Origin of the sequence: Desulfovibrio sp. 86 (assembly GCF_902702915.1) — a bacterium.
Taxonomy (GTDB): domain Bacteria; phylum Desulfobacterota; class Desulfovibrionia; order Desulfovibrionales; family Desulfovibrionaceae; genus Desulfovibrio.
Window position 1 is genome coordinate 1,281,249 of record NZ_LR738849.1, and the last position, 18,448, is coordinate 1,299,696.

At 61.3% G+C, this 18,448-nt stretch carries 14 protein-coding genes; 11 read left to right on the plus strand and 3 right to left on the minus strand.

Annotation, left to right across the window (positions count from 1 at the left end; genetic code table 11):
- Positions 1 to 47: 47 nt before the first annotated feature.
- From DESU86_RS05480 to DESU86_RS05490, 3 genes are all read right to left on the minus strand, one after another.
- The gene (locus tag DESU86_RS05480; RefSeq protein ID WP_179980124.1) at positions 48 to 542 is read right to left on the minus strand and encodes a chemotaxis protein CheW; all 495 of its coding nucleotides are present in this window, start codon (positions 540 to 542) and stop codon (positions 48 to 50) included.
- 101 nt (positions 543 to 643) lie between these two features.
- On the minus strand, positions 644 to 3,700 hold the full coding sequence (locus DESU86_RS05485) for a response regulator (protein ID WP_179980125.1): 3,057 nt from the start codon (positions 3,698 to 3,700) through the stop codon (positions 644 to 646).
- Between the two features lie 152 nt (positions 3,701 to 3,852).
- A complete protein-coding gene (locus tag DESU86_RS05490; protein WP_179980126.1) occupies positions 3,853 to 5,571 on the minus strand; it encodes a cobyric acid synthase in 1,719 nt (572 codons plus the stop codon).
- 230 nt (positions 5,572 to 5,801) lie between these two features.
- Between DESU86_RS05490 and DESU86_RS05495 the strand changes: the two genes are divergently transcribed.
- The 11 genes from DESU86_RS05495 (at position 5,802) to atpD (ending at position 18,424) form a co-directional block, all read left to right on the plus strand.
- A complete protein-coding gene (locus DESU86_RS05495) occupies positions 5,802 to 7,994 on the plus strand; it encodes an AsmA family protein (RefSeq protein WP_179980127.1) in 2,193 nt (730 codons plus the stop codon).
- Between the two features lie 535 nt (positions 7,995 to 8,529).
- Positions 8,530 to 9,378, plus strand: coding sequence for a flagellar motor stator protein MotA (gene motA, locus DESU86_RS05500; protein ID WP_179980128.1), 849 nt, complete (start codon positions 8,530 to 8,532; stop codon positions 9,376 to 9,378).
- Between the two features lie 294 nt (positions 9,379 to 9,672).
- Complete coding sequence (locus DESU86_RS05505) at positions 9,673 to 10,383, plus strand: OmpA/MotB family protein (protein WP_179980129.1); 711 nt, start codon at positions 9,673 to 9,675, stop codon at positions 10,381 to 10,383.
- A 387-nt stretch (positions 10,384 to 10,770) separates the two neighbouring features.
- Positions 10,771 to 11,523 carry a shikimate kinase AroL gene (gene aroL / locus DESU86_RS05510; protein WP_179980130.1) on the plus strand — a complete coding sequence of 251 codons (753 nt, stop codon included), beginning with the start codon at positions 10,771 to 10,773 and terminating at the stop codon, positions 11,521 to 11,523.
- On the plus strand, positions 11,459 to 12,583 hold the full coding sequence (locus DESU86_RS05515; protein WP_179980131.1) for a glycosyltransferase family 2 protein: 1,125 nt from the start codon (positions 11,459 to 11,461) through the stop codon (positions 12,581 to 12,583). The genes aroL and DESU86_RS05515 overlap by 65 nt, the downstream gene beginning before the upstream one ends.
- A 330-nt stretch (positions 12,584 to 12,913) precedes the next feature.
- Positions 12,914 to 13,333, plus strand: coding sequence for an ATP synthase F0 subunit B (locus DESU86_RS05520; RefSeq protein ID WP_179980132.1), 420 nt, complete (start codon positions 12,914 to 12,916; stop codon positions 13,331 to 13,333).
- Positions 13,334 to 13,438: 105 nt separating this feature from the next.
- Complete coding sequence (locus DESU86_RS05525) at positions 13,439 to 14,020, plus strand: F0F1 ATP synthase subunit B family protein (protein ID WP_179980133.1); 582 nt, start codon at positions 13,439 to 13,441, stop codon at positions 14,018 to 14,020.
- Entirely contained in the window at positions 14,017 to 14,568 is a 552-nt protein-coding gene (gene atpH / locus DESU86_RS05530) for an ATP synthase F1 subunit delta (protein WP_179980134.1), read from the plus strand. Before DESU86_RS05525 ends, atpH begins: the two co-directional genes overlap by 4 nt.
- Positions 14,569 to 14,571: 3 nt before the next feature.
- Positions 14,572 to 16,080, plus strand: a complete 1,509-nt coding sequence (gene atpA, locus DESU86_RS05535) for a F0F1 ATP synthase subunit alpha (RefSeq protein WP_179980135.1) — start codon at positions 14,572 to 14,574, stop codon at positions 16,078 to 16,080.
- Positions 16,081 to 16,106: 26 nt separating this feature from the next.
- Entirely contained in the window at positions 16,107 to 16,991 is an 885-nt protein-coding gene (locus tag DESU86_RS05540; protein WP_179980136.1) for a F0F1 ATP synthase subunit gamma, read from the plus strand.
- A gap of 11 nt (positions 16,992 to 17,002) precedes the next feature.
- Entirely contained in the window at positions 17,003 to 18,424 is a 1,422-nt protein-coding gene (gene atpD, locus DESU86_RS05545) for a F0F1 ATP synthase subunit beta (RefSeq protein WP_179980137.1), read from the plus strand.
- Positions 18,425 to 18,448 lie beyond the last annotated feature (24 nt).

Consider the following 18,448-nt stretch of genomic DNA (forward strand, 5'->3'; position numbering starts at 1 on the left):
GCGCCGGATTGCCGGGCAGATCCTACATTGTGATGCAGTAATGCCGCCTAGCCCGCTTCGGCGTTCATTTCGCTCAATAACGTGTCAAGGTCAAGCAGAATAAGCAGGCGGTCGTCAAGCTTGCCCACGCCCCTGATATATTCCGAGCCGATGCCGCAGATTACGGGCGGGGCGGGCTCCACCGTGGACGCGGGAATGCGCAGCACCTCTGAAACGCCGTCCACCAGAAAGCCCACGATTTTCTGGTCAAATTCCATCACCACGATACGGGTGTCGCTGTCGCGTTCCAGGGCGGGCATATTGAAACGGGTGCGCATGTTGATGACGGGTATGACCTTGCCCCGCAGATTGATGACGCCTTCAATGAAGCGCGCCGCATGCGGCACCATGGTTATCTGCATGGGCCGGATGATTTCCTGCACGGAAAGGATGTCCACGCCAAATTCTTCTCCGGCTATGTGAAAGGTGACCAGCTGCAGCCTGTCGCCTTCGTGCCCGTCTTCAACGCTCCGCTCAAACGCGGTATCCGCTATATGATCCATGGTCTTACCTCCATCAGTGGCGGGCAAAAGGCCCCATTGGCTTTATCGGCTAAGACGCCTGCGGCAAAAGGGCACAGGCGGCATCGCCCCGCGAAAACACGTCAGGCTTGCCCGCGCAGCAGCTTTTTGCGCAAACGGCAGGCTTTGTCGGTCATGCCGTCCATATCAAAATCCTTGACAGCCACCAGTATGGCCGCCACTTCTTCAGCATGGGGCGTGCCTTCCATCAGCGGGATCAGCGTTTCCAGCGCGTTTTCCACCCCGCCCCAGTCCCTTTCCGCACGTTGGGGCAGTTCGCCCAGCAGGGCCAGCAGCGCGGTGCGGTGTTCTTCGGCGAGTTGCAGATTGCCGCTTCTGGTTTCACGGTCAAGGCCCTTTACGCCCTGAACAGATTCGAGCACACGCGCCATTTCCGCCTCAAAGGCGTTGAGCAGCCCCGGATCCAGCGGGGTATCCGGCAGCGCGTTTTCCATCATGCGGGTCAGGCGGAGGATGCGCTCCACCCCCAGATTGGCGGCCACGCCCTTGACGGTATGCGCCAGACGGGAGGCGGCATCAAGATCGCCGTCACGCAGCATGTCGCGCAGCCGGACGGCGCTGTCGCCATAGTGTTCCACAAAACGGAACAAAAGCTCAAGATACAGTTTTCTGTCATTGCCCACGGTGGCAAGACCGGCTTCAATATTGATGACGGGGTTGTGCTGCCCCTTCATGCGGGCCTTGATGGCCTGCAGACACCTGGCATGGCTGTCTTCCTCACCGGAGTTTGAAAGAAAAGAACCCGCCTGCGGGTCTGGCGGCCGTGCGTCCCCGGCACGCGCTTTTCTGAAAGGATTGCGGCGGAGCCCGCCCGGCAGCCATTTTTCAAGGCACGTATAGAGCGTTTCAGGATTTACGGGCTTGGTGAGATAGGCATTCATGCCCACATCCTTGCCGTCCATGCGCGAAGACATGTCCGCATGGGCCGTCATGGCAATGACAGGCAGGTCCACCGGGGCGAACCCCTCGCGACGGATGCGCCTTGTGGCCTCAAGACCGTCCATGACCGGCATCTGCACATCCATCAGCACCAGAGCGATGTCCGTGTGCGCTGGCGCTTTCAGCCGGTCCAGGGCTTCCTGCCCGTTGGCCGCCAGCACGACGTTCAATCCCGCCTGTTGCAGCAGTTCACGCGCGATTTGCGCGTTGATGTCATTGTCTTCCACCACCAGCACCGTACGGGGCGGAAATTCGGCCTGATCCGGGGCCTTCACGCCCTCTGCCGCCACGGCTGGCCGGACTGCCGCGGCTTCGGGGCCAACGCCAGTTTCGGGCGTGGCGTCAGCTTCGGGCAAGACGCCGATTTCGGACATGGCCCGCATGCGGCCGCCTGGCTCGCCTGCCGGACTCTGCGCCCCGGTGAAAAAAATCCCGGACGAGCCGCCGGCAGGGCGCACGGGCCGGGCAAGGGGCATTTTTTCCGCAGAACCGGCAGACAGGCTGAAGGTGTCCACCGTATCCACATCCACCGAAAAGAAGAAGCGGCTGCCCTCTCCCGGCACGCTGAACACCTCAAGTTCGCCACCCATAAGGCTGACCAGCTGTCGCGCCAGCGCAAGCCCCAGGCCCAGACCGCTGCGCGACCGCGTCATGGACTCGTCCCCAAGGGCAAAGGGCTCGAAAAGCTTTTTCCAATCCTCTTCGCGCAGGCCGGGGCCGCTGTCCTCCACCACAAAGGTCAGCCGCAGGGCTCCTTCTGTGGCGGCGGGTTCGTCCGCCCGCTGCACGCGCAAGGCGACGCTGCCGCGCACAGTGTATTTGACGGCATTGTCCAGCAGGATGCGCAGCACCTCTTCCAGATGGCGCTCATCACCCGCCACGGTGGCCGGAATGGACGTATCCCGCACCACACTGAGCAAAAGGCGCTTTTCCAGAGCCGTGCCCGCCACGCTCTGACGCAGCAGTTCCAGAAAGCCCGGCAAGTCGAAAACCCTGCGCTCCATACGCATGGACCCTTCGCTGGCGCTGGAAAAATCCAGAATCCTGTTGACCATGTCCAGCAGCACGCTTCCGGATTTGTTGATATGGGCAAGATAGTCGCGCTGCACGCCGCTGAGATCCGTCTGCAGGCTGAGGTAGCTCATGCCGATGATGGCATTGAGCGGCGTGCGTATTTCATGGCTGATGCGGCGTAAAAAATCGTCCTGCACGTGGGAGGCCCGCTGGGCGAGCTCCAGCGACGTGAGCGCCTGCGACCGCGCCTGTATGGCCTGCTGGCGGCTTTTGCGCGCCCACATTTCCACTTCTTTCAATTCGCTGATGCGCGAAAAAAGCGTGTCCTTCATGCGCTGCAACGAGGCGAACATGCCCGCCAGTTCGTCCCTGTGCCTGAGTTGCAGTGGCGCGGGATCAAGCCCTGCGGCAACGCTTTCGGCATAGCCGATCACCCTGTCCAGGGGATTGGCCACACGCGTTATGAAAATGCAGGCATTGCCCAGCGCGGAGGCCCCAAGCAGGATCAGGCCGCCCATGGCTGCCAGCATGGCCCAGCGCAGAAGGGCCTCACGCGTGTCCAGGCGGACAAAAAGGTCGGCGTACTGCGTGCTGCCGAGCTTGCTGGCGTCTGCGGCAATGGCGTCCGGCAGACGGGCCAGATTGCAGTCGCGCATCATGCGCAGGGCGGCTTGCGGGCCGGGGCGGGCGCTCCAGGCGGCGTCCGCCGTTGCATTGGAGTCCGGCTTCTGCCCAAGGGCAAGATTGACGACGTCCTCGGTCATGATGTTGAACGTGTCCACCTGCGCCAGAAGAGCGTGCATCTGCGCGCGTGTGGACGCGTCCGCCTCAAGATGGTCCACCAGGGCGGCCAGCGCCACACATTCGCCCGGAGCCGCGCTTGCCGTATCAGGACGGGGCGCCTCGCCCCGCGCCTCACGCAGAAGACGTCGCCAGCGTTCAAGGTGGGCGTCATCGCCAGTGGAAAGGTAGTCAAGGGCGGCGTGGTAGCTTTCACGCGGGGTGTTGCCTATTTCGACAAGCAGGCTCGCAACACGGTAATAGTTGTGCAGAAGCCCGTTGACCTCGGACAGGCTGCGTCCGAGCCATATGATGCACAGGCCAAGCATGAGAACCACGACCAGTTGCGCCATGTTGGAAGTTTTGATGAGGGTTCTGATGCTCATGCCTTGTGCTCCCGTAACCCGGGTACGACCGATACCCCTTGTCCCGACCAGTCGGGACACATCCGCGCGCCGCGTTCCCTGGTGGCGGAAAGGCAGGCGAACGGCATTTCTTTTTCCGGCATGGCGTGCGTAAAAGCACGGCCCCGGTCAGGCTAGCACAGCCCAAGAAGCCCGTAAATGGCCGCCATGTCCAGGGAGTTCTCAACGCAGTCCGCCAGCCTGTCAAGCTCCGGGCCAAGAGCGTAAGCAGAGCCCTCAAGGGGCGGCATGGCGCAGTCGCGGCGCAGGGAAGACAGAAAGGCATGACGAAAGGCGTCGGCATCAAAAAGGCCATGCACGTAGCTGCCCCAGACCCTTGCCCGCCCGGCGGCGTCGCACAGGCCCCAGCCCAGGGGACGGCCCGCCGCGTCCGCCAGCACCACGCGGGGATTGCGGGCATGCGCCTCTTCATGTGCCACTTCCGGCAGGGGCACGGTGCGGCCATGATGTATTTCATAGCCTTCCACTTCCTGGGCAGGAACCATAAGCCCCCCGGCCGCCGCGCTGCCCATGGACGTATCCGGCGGATCGGCCGTAAGGCAGACGCAGGCCCGCCCCGTGACCCGCAGCAGTTTTTTGTCCGCTTCAAGACGGGTTTTCAGGGGCAAAATTCCCAGGCCGCGCTCAAGGCCGCCCTCCTCAAGGCCCAGAGGATCGTCAATGACGCTGCCGAGCATCTGCAGTCCCCCGCAGATGCCCACCAGCGCGCCGCGCTTCTCTTCCAGGGCTGTGCGGGCAAAGCGCGTCATGGCGTCGGCCAGGCCTGTGGCGCGCAAAAAACGCAGGTCAGCCACGGTGTTCCGGCTGCCGGGCACAATAACGACGTGCGGGTGCCCCCAGTCCTCGCCGGCGCGCACGATGCGCAGGCGCAGTCCGGGCTCCTGCCGCAGGGCGTCCAGGTCGGTGGCATTGCTGATGTGGGGCAGATCGGGCACCACCATATCCAGCGTGTCTGCGGCCTCAGCACGGCCTTCGCCCATGCTGAGGCCGGGCGTGATGCCCAGCTTGAAGCTGACGGAGTCTTCTTCTGGCAGATGCAGATTTTCCAGCATGGGCACAACGCCCCAGAAAGGCTTGCCCGTGCGGCGGGTGAGGCTGTGCAGGGCCGGGTCCAGCAGCGTGGGGTCCCCGCGAAACTTGTTGAGGATAAAACCGGCCACCCGCGCCCTTTCCGCCCGCGTCAGCAGCGCCATGGTGCCCGCCAGGGCCGCGAAGGCGCCGCCCCGGTCAATGTCGGCCACAAGGGCCACATGAGCACGGGCATAGCGGGCCATGCGCATGTTCACGATATCGTGCGCCTTGAGGTTGATCTCGGCCGGGCTGCCCGCCCCTTCCAGCACCACCACGTCGGCTTCGGCCGCCAGACTGCGGTAGGCGCGCCGCACGGCCTTCCAGGCTTCGGGCTTGTACCGCAGATAGGCCCCCACACGCATCCGCCCCACAGGCTCCCCCAGCACGATAACCTGAGAGCCTGTGTTGGATGTGGGCTTCAAAAGAACGGGATTCATACGCACATCGGCGGCCAGGCCGCAGGCGGCGGCCTGAAGCGCCTGGGCGCGTCCCATCTCCTTGCCGTCGGCGGTCACAAAAGAATTGAGCGCCATGTTCTGCGCCTTGAAGGGCACGACCCTGAGGCCCCGGCGCGCCAGCAGGCGGCACAGGGCGGCCGTGAGCAGACTTTTTCCCGCGTTGGAGCAGGTTCCCTGAAACATGATCGCCGGAGGCAACCCAGCCGGGCCTTTAAAAGAACGGACGGACGGCGGCCATGAGCCGCCGGGGGCTTCAGCCCGGCCAAGGGGAACAGACGTGGGTGGGAACGGTGCTGACGACATGATTTTTTCATACGCGCAAGTATGGCCGTGGGCAAGCGACCCCGTAAAAATGGCGCAAGCCAACGGCTGGCGGTCAACTTGCACAGTATTTGCCCTTTTCGTATAAAGGAGATGGTAGGGAGAAAACCGGGCCGCGCCCGGCGATGATCCTGGCGCTATCCACGCGCACGGCAGCCTTTGCCGGTGAGGAATGTTCCGGCATGCGTGCCACGAGAGTTTTTGGAGACATGATGAAACGTTTTCTGCTTTGGACCGCTGGCGTGCTGCTGGTTGTCGCGGCGGCCCTGGCCATTGTTCTCAGCCAGATAGACGCCGCCTTTGTTATCCGCCAGATCGCTGACGCCACGGCCAGATCCACGGGCAAGCCCCTGGTCTTTGAAACTGCGCCGCAGATTTCCCTTTTTCCCCCTGGCGTGCGCTTCGGACAGGCCCGCTGGGGCCAGCCGGAGATGGGCGACGGCCTCGTTTTTTCGGTCAAGAGCGGCATGGCGGAACTTGAATTGATGCCGCTGCTTTCCGGCTCCATGGTGGTGCGTGAGGTGCGCCTGGACAATCCTGTGGTGGACGTGCGGCAGTATGCCGCCGCTCCAGCTGTGCCCGCTCCCACTGGCGCTGACGGCGCGGCTTCGGCCGCCGCTCCAACCCCGGCTCCTGACCATATCACTGCCCCGGCTTCGGGCGCGGCTGTCCCGGCTCCTGACAAGGCCCCTGCCTCTACCTCCGGCGCGGCAGATTCCCGCGTCTCCGGCAGCCCTGCGGGCGCGCCCGCTCCCAAGGCAGGCGTCAAGGCTCCGGCTGTGGAGCAGGCCAAGACGCTTGAAAGAGCGGCTCCGGCCATTGAACTTAAACGCCTTGTCGCGCGGCAGGGCATGGTGCGCTACACGGACGCGCAGGGGCAGACGCTGACCCTCGGCGATCTGAATCTTTCTGTGGAAAATCTGCGGCCGGGGCAAGAGGCTGTGGCCCAGTGCGACTTCACCTTTACCGCCAGCCGACCTGACACGACGGGCACGACGGACACGACGGCGGATACGGCAAAAGGCACGGCAAAGGACGGCGCGGCAATGCCCGTACCGCTGTCGGCCAACCTGGCCCTGTCGGCCAAGCTGCGCTATGCGCCGCCCAACATCGCCCTGCGCCAGACCCTGCTGACCCTCAGTCCCCTGGCCGGTCCCCTGCCCAAGGAAGCCGGGCCCCTGCAGCTGAATATCGAAGGCAGTCTGGACACGGACGCATGGCGCATGCATGTGGCCAAATGCTGGATTACCACGCCCCAGGCGCGTCTGGGCCTTCAGGGCGAAGCATCGTTCAACCCGCCGTCCTTCACGGGCAACCTTGAACTGGACGCGTCCTTGCGCAAGCTGGCCGCCCTGGCGGGGCAGCCTCTCAAACCCGCCCCCCGCGACGTCACGGACACGCTCAAAATCAAGAGCAGGCTGGCCTATGGCGACAACAGCCTCAATCTTTCGGACATTGACGCCCTTGTGGACGACGTGACCCTGAGCGGCCAATTCCGCCTGGGCATGGAACCGGGCGCGCCCCTGTCCATCACGACCGACATGCAGGTCAGCGCCGTCAATCTGGATGCCTACCTGCCCCTGCCCGAAAGCGGCAAGCCGCAGGGACAGACGACTGACGGGCCCAAAGGCAAAAAATCCGGGGGAACCGACGTGTCCCCCCTGCCGGACATCAACATCCGGGCCGCGCTGGCGGGCATCAGTCAGGGCAAGGTGCGCGCCAGGGATGTGCAGTTCGTGGCGCAGGGCCTGCGCGGCAACTACAAGATTTCGACCTTCAACTGCACCCTCGGCAGCGGTGGCTTCATCAAGGCCGAGGGCACGGCCAATGTGCCAGCCGCAGCCTATACCGTTAACGGCACGGCGTCGGACGTGGATCTGGGCGCTCTGCTGGAAAGTCTGGACAAGGGGCGTCCCGTGGAGGGCACAGCCCGTCTGGACGCCGACCTGAGCATGCACGGCAAAAGCGCCGTTGCCCTGCAAAACAGCCTTTCCGGCTCGGGGCTGCTTGAAATACGGCAAATGCGCCTGAAATCCCTGCCAACCCTGCCCGCCAACGTGCCCGGCATCGTGGGCAAGCCTGTGCCGGACACCTTTGAGAGTGCGCGCGCGCCCTTTACCATCAAAAACGGCGACATACACGCCAGCCCCGTCACGGTGAGCGCCACGGGACTCAGCGCCCGAGGCCAGGCGAAAATCAGCCTGCCGCGACAGTATCTGGAGGCCTCAGCCACTGTGGAAACCCTGGGCATGAGCGTGCCGGTCATTGCCAAGGGGCCGTTCACCAATATCGGATACAGCCTTGACCCGCGCTTTGCGCAGGGCAAGGGCAAAAAACTTCCCGGCCTGTTGCAGGACGGCATACGCGGCGCGGAAGGATTTGTGCGGGATCTCTTCGGCAACTAGATGGAGGCGCTTTTAGAGCATATTACCTTTGAAAAAGTGTAAATGCTCTAACGCTATACTCTTGTGCAACTTTCGGGCACGCATTTTTTTTCAAAGATAACACGCTCCGGACGCCAGAGGCTTGGCGCATGGGATAAAACCCATGCAGACAAACAGAAAATACTGTCTGATTGCACCATTATCTTATGTGTTTTCCGATTTTGTCCGGAACATTTCTCCATACGGGGCTTGCCTTTTCCGCACGACAGGCTAAAGATTTTACACGGTCAGGCGTTAAGAATGTAGAAAACCTCGGACTGAGCCTCCCTCGGAGTGGCGCACGCCGCTCTGAAACGGCCGGAAAGGGCTTTGACTACGCGGCACCCTGCTGGCATGTTTGCCACTGCGGGCCTGGCGGCAGCATCGGCGACCAGTGGCCTGCCAAGTGCGGGCAACGGGCACATACCGGCTCCGCAACACTTTTCCGGGGAACGTCATCCCCCGGCACGGCAGGTGATGGAACGACACAGGACGAATTGAGCCTACAGGCGGCACTATGTATTTATTAATAGGTCTTGGCATCGTTGCGGCTTCGGTGTTTACGGGATACACCCTGGCCCACGGTGAATGGGCCATCCTCTTTCAGCCCGCGGAATTTATCATTATTCTCGGCTGCGGCCTGGGAGCCTTTTTTGGTTCGCAGACCAAGTATACCTTCGGGCTCATTCTCAAGAGCATGAAGCACCTTTTCGCCGACCCCGGGTCCAGCAAAGGACGCTATCTTGAAACGCTGGCCCTCTTGTATACGCTCTTTTCCAAGATGCACCGCGAAGGCGTCATCAGCATTGAAAGCGATGTGGAAAAACCCGAATCCAGCCCCATTTTCAGCAAATATCCCAACGTGTCCAAGGACACAAAGATCGTCAACTTTATCGGCGACACCCTGCGCGTCTATCTGACCACGGGCGACCCGGCCGACATCGACAGCCTCATGGACGTGGACATCGCCACCATGCGCGAAGAAGGCACCCTGCCCGCCCATGCCGTTGGGCACATGGCCGAATCGCTGCCCGGCATGGGTATCGTGGCCTGCGTGCTCGGCGTGGTGCTCGCCATGGGCAAGATCAACGAGCCGCCGGAAGTTCTCGGCCACTACATCGGCGCGGCCCTTGTCGGCACATTCTTTGGTATTCTCTGCTGCTACGGCCTGTTCGGCCCCATGGGCTCCAAGCTCGAAAACTACGTGGCTGAAGAACATTTTTACTATCATTCCATCAAGGAAGCCGTGGCGGCGGCCATTCGCGGGTCCACGCCCCTTATCGCCGTGGAATACGGGCGCAGGGCCATCCCCTATCCCTTCCGCCCCACCTTTGCTGAAATGGAAGACAGACTGAAGAGCGGCTAGAGCATTTTAACTTTGAAAAAGTGTAACTGCTCTAACGCTGTACGAAAGTACCGCGCGCCGCGACGTGACGTGGATTTTGCCGAGTTTTAGCCGTTGCGCAGGCGGCCCCTGCCTGCCATAATGACTCAAAAGCCGGGACGGGCAAAAGGCAACGCGCTTCTGCCCCTTCCCCCCGGATTTGCGCTGGTTTTCCCCATTTTCCCCCTGTTTGCGTGGGCCGGGCCGGGGAAACAGGCATGACAGCCCCTCGCGCGAGGTTCTTGCGCGAGGCATACACGGTAAGGAGTTTCCTCTATGGGCGGCGGCGCATGGAAAGTCGCGTATGCCGACTTTGTAACGGCCATGATGGCCTTTTTTCTCCTGCTCTGGGTTCTCAGCATGGTGCCGCCCGAAACTCGGGCGGGTCTGGCCGCCTATTTCAGCGGCGACCGTAACTTTGACTCCAGTTCCACTTCGCCCATCTCCAACAATCCCTTCATCCAGAATACGGACAAAATCGACGCGCGCGACATCAAGATATCTGAAGTCGAAAAGTCCCATTACGCCATTGCCCAGAAAATCAAGCAGATGCTTATGGCCGACGCCATACCCCAGAGCTCTTCGGGCATCAGCGCCGACGACGTGGGCGTTCAGTTGCGCGTCAACTCCGACATCATGTTCAAGCCCGGCAGCGTCGATCTGCTGCCCGACGGCGAAAGAGTGCTGACCGCCGTGCTTGACCTCATGGAAGAATACAATCTCTATCTCGTGGTGCGCGGCCATGCCGATTCGGCCGAAACGGCCCCGCCTTTCACGTCCGCCTGGGAACTGTCCGGAGCGCGCGCCGCATCCATGGTCAACTATCTGGCGCAGCACGGCGTCAAGGCCACGCGCATGCGCGCCGTCAGTTATGGCGACACCCGCCCCCTCAAGCCCGGCATCGACGAGCAGAGCCGCGCCATGAACCGCCGCGTGGAGTTTTTCTTCCACAGGCCGGAAGTCATGTCCTACAGCGTGGTGTATTAGGGAAACGCGGATGTATTCCGTTTGGCGGACTTGCTTCACTTTTTTTGAAACAGTCGAGGACGGAAGAGTCCACTCCTGCTTCAAAAAAGATCGCGCCTTGCCAAAAGAAATACCAGCGCGTTTCCAGGAGGCTCTTTAATCAGTGCTTCCTTAGAGCATTTTACCTTTGAAAAAGTGTAAATGTTCTAACGCGGCACTAGACCAATTTCACTAGCGATGCTGTCGCCATCCGTAAGGCTTCTTCGTCGCCTAACGGCTGCCGCTTGAAATTGCTCTGGCGGCTGCGCGAACAGACGCCCGCCGCGAAGGTGTTAGCGCAGCGTGACGCCATGAATTACTTTGAACCCTGCGCGGTCCACCGGGCTGCCACAGCCATCAGGAAGCCCCATGCCTCTCATATTCCTTGTGGGCCCACGAGCCTGCGGCAAAACGACCATTGGCCGCCTGCTGGCGCAACGCCTCGCGCTGCCCTTCATCGACACCGACCACTATCTTCTTGAACAGGCGGGCCGCACCGTGGCCGAGATTGTGGAAGCTGAGGGCTGGCCCGGCTTTCGCAAGCGCGAAAGCGATGCGTTGCGGGCTGTGACGGCCATCCATCCCCAGGGAGCCGTTATCGCCACAGGCGGCGGCATGGTGCTGGACGAGCAGAATCGCATTTTCATGCGCGAACAGGGGCATGTCTTCTATTTGTCCGCACCAGTGGAGGCGCTGGCGGCGCGGCTTTCCAGCAATCCCCTGACAGCGCAGCGTCCGTCCCTCACTGGCGCGGACATCAGGGACGAAGTACGGCAGGTGCTGCACGAGCGGCTGCCGCTCTATCATGCAACCGCGCATCACCATCTGGACGCCAGCCTGCCCCCGCGCCGCATAACCTCACTGGTCGTGGATTTTCTGAACAGCCTTTCCGCGCAGGATGCGGAGAACGGATCTTGCTGCGCAGCCATGCCGTGCCGCGAAGCTGACCCGCGCCGCGAAGCTGTATCCTGCTCCGAAGCCATGTCGGGTCCCGAAGCCATGCCGTGCCGCGCAGCCGTGTCGAATCACGGAGCCGCCGTGGATGCGGAAACCAAAGATGTCGCCGCAGCAGGCCCCGCGCGTCAACCCGCCCAACACGGGGCCGACCCTGACCGTGAATAGGGCCCGCGCCTTGCGCGCAGACGCGCCGCCACTTGTTTCGGTTGTTCTGCCGGCGTTCAACGCCGCACGCACGCTGAAAACGGCACTGGACAGCCTTTTTGTTCAGGAACCGGCTGCCGGTTGTCCCCTCCCCTCCTTTGAAATCATTGTGGTCAACGACGGTTCCACGGACGACAGCGCCGCCCTGCTGGATACCTGCGCCAACGAAACAGCCGCCCAGAGCAGGTTGCGCGTCGTGCACCTGCCGCACGGCGGCATCGTCGCCGCCCTCAACGCCGGACTGGCAGCGGCGCGCGGCTCCTTCATCGCCCGCATGGATGCCGACGACACGGCCCATCCGCAGCGTCTGGCCCTGCAGGCCGCCCACCTCTGGGGCAAGAGCGGACTCACGCTTTCGGCCAGTCTGGCTGCTTTTGGCGGCAACCGCGCCAATGCCTACGGTTTTGCGCATTTTGTGGACTGGCAGAACAGCCTGCTATCCCCCACAGAGATCAGCCGCAACCGCTTCAGGGATACGCCGGTCTGCCACCCGACCACCATGTTCCGGCGCGAGGCGGTGGAGCGCTGGGGCTCCTACGCTGACGGGAATTTTGCCGAAGACTGGGAACTGTGGCTGCGCTGGCTGCACGAGGGCGCGCTTATGGAAAAACTGCCGCAAGCGCTTCTCATATGGAACGACGCCCCTGACCGCGCCACCAGGACGGACGGGCGCTATGCGGCGGATGCCTGCGATGGGCTGCGCGCGTTATGGCTGGCCCGTCACCTTGAGCGACACAACCCTTTTCATCCGCTGGTCTGGGTCATTGGCGGCGGCCGCATGGCGCGCAGAAGGCTCGCGCCCTTATGGCGGCGAGGCGTGTGCCCGGCTGCGTATATCGAAATTGACGCCAAAAAGATCGGCAATGTGGTGGGCGGCGTGCCTGTGCTGGGCAGGGAGGCCTTGCCGGGACCCGGCCGCTGCCGCATCCTCAACGCCCTGACCGCCCATGGCGCGGCCGAAGAGGCCGCAAACTGGCTTGAACAAAGGGGATACGGCCCGGCGGACTGGATTCTTGCCTGAACAATCAAACAATTTGCGATATTCACCTATATTGCGCAAGTGTTTTCTTTCATGATCTCAATGCCCTTCCACACCCCCAAAATGGCCGAAAAGGCGCGCTTTGCAGTTGCCAGCCCCTTGGCGGCAAAAGCCCCCTCATGGACGCGGCCCCATCAGGCTCCGGACATCTGTTTTTTAATATGCTGAATTTAAACATAATTTTAAAAAAACTTTCAGAGTTTGCGAAATTTGTCACCAATACCCTTTGACAGAACAGGGGCAAGGAGATATGTTGCAAGGGCTTAATGTCTTTTTCATTCCTACAATCCGACATCATCGGGAGGATGCGGCATGCTGGATCTTAACATTACAATGATCTTTCAGCTGGTGAACTTTTTGGTCGCCATTTTTGTGCTAAACATCCTCCTTATCCGACCCATCCGCGATATCATAAAAAAGCGCAACGGCATCATGGACGGCATGGCTGAAGAGGCCGAGTCTTTCGAGTACCAGGCTGCGGAACGCCTTGCCAACTATGAGGCCGAACTGGCCCGCGCCCGTCAGGACGCCGGTCTGACCCGTGAAGAAGGCCGCGCCGCAGGCACGGTTGAACAGCAGGTGCTGGTGGGCGAAGCCCAAAAAAGCGCCCGCGACATTCTTGCCGAAACCCGCGAGTCCCTGCGGGCCCAGGCGGCCAAGACCCTTGATGAGCTGAGAAACCAGGTGAGCGATTTTTCCGCCCGGCTGGCGACCAAGCTTCTCAAGGGTTAGTTTTTGCGCTTTTTCGGTTCCTTTTCGGACGCTTTTCAGGCGATCCGGCTTCTTTAGGCACAGTCTACGCTATTGCATTATTCTCTGAACAGAGGGGGGTGGGCTTTGAGCAAATGGAAACACGCGGGTTATATCCTGCCGCTCGTTATTGCCTTTGCCGCGCTTGTCTTCATTCCTTTTGAGGCGCTGGCCTCTGAAGGGCATGGGGAAGCGCGCTGGGGGGACTTCGGCTGGCGCGTGCTCAACTTCGTGATCTTTGCGGGCATCCTCTGGTACTTTGTTGGCGGACTGGCCAAGCGTTTCTTCAAGAATCGCCGCGAGACCATCAGCGGAGCGCTGGACGACCTGGATGAACGCCGCGCCAAGGCCAAGGAACAGTTGGCCGCCGTTGAGTCGCGCATTGCCCGCCTCAACGAAGAGCGTGAAGCCATTCTGGCCGAAAGCCGCAAACAGGCCGAAAACCTGAAAGCGGGCATTGTGGAAGAGGCGCACCGTCAGGCGGCGCAAATTGTGGAGCAGGCGCGCATGACCGCCGAAAATGAAGGCCGCACCGTGCTTGCTGAAGTGCGCGCCGTCATCGCGGACGAAATCGTGGACGCCGCCGAAAAGGCTTTGAGCAGCAAGCTCAATGCCGAAGCCCACGACAAGCTTATCGCCAACTCCCTTAAAAAGGTGGTGCTCCATTGATCGACACCGTGGTTGCACGCAGGTACGCCAACGCCATCTTTGCGTTGGGCAAAAAGGATGGGGACGAAGCCTTGAGTGCGCGGGGCCAATGCCTTGCCGCTCTTGGTGAAATGCTTGTCGCCACGCCGGGACTTGACCTGACCCTCAAAAGTCCCGTGATCGGCGTGGAGGAAAAAAAGGCAGTTCTCGACAAGCTGCTGGGCAAGCTCAAGGCCGACCAGACTATGCGCAGCTTCTGCTTTCTGTTGGCAGACAAGGAAAGGCTCGCCTTTCTGCGCGAAATTTCCGCCTGGTATGGCAAACTGCTCGACGAAGCCAAGGGCATAGTGCGTGGCCAACTCGTCACGGCAGTCAAACTTCCTGCCGACAAAAAGGCTAAACTCAAAGAATCGCTGGAACAGAAAACCGGCGCCGACATTGAGCTCACCTTTGCCGTCGATAAGGACATACTAGGGGGTATGGTGCTCAAAATGGGTGACCGGGTGCTGGACGCAAGTCTGCGCGCGCAATTGGGTATCCTCCGGGAGACATTCAAGAGGGGTGAATAGCACATGCAGATCAAAGCGGAAGAGATAAGCAAGATCATTGAGGATCAAATCCAGAACTACGAGCAGCGCGTAGAAATGAGCGAAACCGGCACCGTGCTCTATGTTGGTGACGGCATCGCCCGCGTCTACGGCGTGCAGAACGCCATGTCCATGGAACTGCTGGAATTTCCCGGCGGCGTCATGGGTATGGTGCTCAACCTCGAAGAGGACAACGTAGGTGTCGCTCTGCTCGGTTCGGACGTGGGCATTAAAGAAGGCGACCCGGTCAAACGTACCGGCAAGATCTTCTCCGTGCCTGTCGGCGACGGCGTTATGGGCCGTGTGCTCAACCCCCTGGGTGAGCCCATCGACGGCCTTGGCCCCATCGAGGCCGCAGCAGTGCGCCCCGTGGAAATCAAGGCCCCCGGCATCATCGCGCGTAAAAGCGTGCATGAGCCCATGCCTACGGGTCTGAAGGCCATCGACGCCATGACGCCCATTGGCCGCGGCCAGCGCGAACTTATCATTGGCGACCGCCAGACCGGTAAGACCGCTGTGTGTATCGACGCCATCCTGGCGCAGAAAGAAACGGACATCCACTGCTTCTACGTGGCCATCGGCCAAAAGAAGTCCTCGGTGGCTCTGGTGGCCGATACCCTGCGTCGCCACGGCGCGCTGGAGTACACGACCATCATTTCGGCCACCGCGTCCGACCCCGCGCCGCTGCAGTACATTGCAGCCTACACGGGCTGCACCATGGCGGAGTTCTACCGCGACAACGGCAAGCACGCCCTCATCATTTACGACGACCTTTCCAAGCAGGCCGTGGCCTATCGCCAGATGTCCCTGCTGCTCCGTCGTCCTCCGGGACGTGAAGCCTTCCCCGGCGACGTGTTCTACCTGCACTCTCGTTTGCTCGAACGTGCAGCCAAGGTGAACGACAGTCTCGGTGCTGGCTCCATGACGGCTCTGCCCATCATTGAAACCCAGGCTGGCGACGTGTCCGCGTACATCCCCACCAACGTGATCTCCATCACCGATGGTCAGGTGTACCTCGAACCCAACCTCTTCAACGCCGGTGTGCGTCCGGCCATTAACGTGGGCCTTTCCGTGTCCCGCGTGGGTGGCGCGGCGCAGATCAAGGCCATGAAGCAGGTGGCGGGCACCATGCGTCTTGACCTTGCCCAGTATCGCGAACTGGCGGCTTTTGCCCAGTTCGGCTCCGACCTGGACAAGGGCACCAAGGCCAAGCTTGACCGCGGCGCGCGTCTGGTGGAACTGCTCAAGCAGCCCCAGTACCAGCCCATGCCTTCCAATGAACAGGTCGCCTCCATTTACGCCGCCACGCGCGGACTTATGGATGACGTGCCGGTGGAGGACGTACGCCGTTTTGAAGCCGCCATGCTGACCTTCCTGCGCGACACCAGGAAAGACGTGCTGGACGCCATTAAAGAAAAGAAAGTCATTGACGAGGCTGTGGAAAAAGCGCTTACCGAGGCTATTGCCGCCTTCAAGCAGGGCTGGACGGCCTAGGGGCCCCCAATATCCGGGAGAAAAGCATGCCTTCACTCAAAGACGTAAAAATGAAGATCGTGGGGGTCGGTAAGACCAAGCAGATCACCAAGGCCATGAATATGGTGGCCTCGGCGAAGCTGCGTGGCGCTCAGGCCCGCATCGAGCGCTTCAGGCCGTACGCGGCCAAATACCGCGACGTGCTCGCCGAACTGTCGAGCAAGGTGGAGGGCAACGCCCACCCCCTGCTGGCCGAGCATGAGGAAAAGAAGCATTGCGCCATTGTGCTGGTGACCTCTGACCGCGGACTCTGCGGCAGCTTCAACGGCAATATCATTGCCACTGCGTTGAGGCTTGCCAAGGAGAAAAAAGCGGAAGGCCTTGAAGTGAGCTTTGTCTGCATGGGCAAGAAGGGCCGTGACGCCGTCAAGGCGGCCGGCTTCAAGATTGTCAAAGCCTATGCAGACCGCATGGGCAGCATCGACTTTGCCCTGGCAAGCTCCGTGGCCCAGGAAGTCATTCACGGCTACGAAACCTTTGGTCTCGACGAAGTGTGGCTCATATACGGCGAGTTTGTGTCCATGGGGCATCAGCCCCCGCGCAGTCTCTGCCTGTTGCCCCTGAAAACGCCCGAGGCTGAAGAAATCGCCGAAGAAGCCGGAGAAGCGCGCTGCGAATACGTTTACGAGCCGCAGGAAGAAAAGCTGTTGGCGGAGCTTCTGCCCCGCTACGTCAAGGTGCAGGTTTACCGTGGCATGCTGGACACTTCTGCCAGCGAACATGCGGCCCGCATGGCCGCCATGGACAACGCCACGCGCAACTGCAACGAGATGATCAACATGCTGACCCTGCTCTATAACAAGACGCGGCAGGCTTCCATCACCAGCGAACTCATCGACATCGTCGGCGGCGCTGAAGCGCTGAAGGGTTAAGGAGCCAACTAATGAGCAAAAACATCGGTAAAATCGTCCAGGTTATCGGCGCTGTTGTGGACGTTGAGTTCACCGACGGCAACCTGCCGAATATCTTCACCGCCCTGGAGATCCAAAATCCGAACAACACCGACGCCCCCCACTTGGTCTGTGAAGTTGCACAGCACCTGGGCGACAACGTTGTTCGCACCATCGCCATGGACGCCACCGAAGGTCTGGTGCGCGGCATGGAAGCGGTTGACACCGGTCAACCCATCATGGTGCCCGTGGGCAAGCCCTCTGTGGGCCGCATCCTCAACGTTATCGGTCGCCCCGTGGATGAACTGGGCCCCATTAACGCTGAAAAATACTATCCCATCCACCGTCCGGCTCCGTCTTTCACCGACCAGAACACCAAGGTCGAGCTGCTCGAAACCGGCATCAAGGTTGTGGACCTGCTTGTGCCCTTCCCTAAGGGCGGCAAGATGGGCCTCTTCGGCGGCGCCGGCGTGGGCAAGACCGTTATTCTGATGGAGATGATCAACAACATCGCCAAGCAGCACGGCGGCTCCTCGGTCTTCGCGGGCGTGGGTGAACGCACCCGTGAAGGTAACGACCTGTATCACGAACTCAAGGATGCGGGCGTTCTGGAACGCGCCACCCTTGTCTACGGCCAGATGAACGAACCTCCGGGAGCCCGTGCCCGCGTGGCCCTCACGGCCCTGGCCTGCGCGGAATACTTCCGCGATGAAGAACATCAGGACGTGCTCCTCTTCATCGACAACATATTCCGCTTTACCCAGGCCGGTTCCGAAGTGTCCGCCCTTCTGGGCCGCATGCCTTCGGCCGTGGGCTATCAGCCCACCCTTGGCACGGACCTTGGCTCGCTTCAGGAACGCATCACCTCTACCAACACCGGTTCCATCACGTCCGTGCAGGCCGTTTACGTGCCCGCTGACGACTTGACCGACCCGGCCCCGGCCACCACGTTCTCGCATCTGGACGGCACCCTCGTGCTTTCGCGCCAGATTGCGGAACTTGGCATCTACCCCGCCGTGGACCCGCTGGACTCCACCTCGCGCATTCTCGCCCCCGACGTGGTGGGCGAAGATCACTACATGGTGGCCCGGCGCGTGCAGATGGTGCTGCAGAAGTACAAAGAACTGCAGGACATCATCGCCATTCTCGGCATGGACGAACTGTCGGACGAAGACAAGCTCACTGTGGCGCGCGCGCGCCGCATCCAGCGCTTCCTGTCCCAGCCCTTCCACGTGGCCGAAACCTTCACCGGTACCCCCGGCCAGTATGTGAAGCTTGAAGATACCATCAAGGGCTTCAAGGGCATCCTGGACGGCGCGTACGACCACATGGCTGAAGGCGACTTCTACATGCTGGGCGGCATCGAACAGGCCGTGGCCAAGTACGAGCAGCGCAAGCTGCAGGAAGAAAACTAGATCGTTGAAAGACCAGTGACCGTG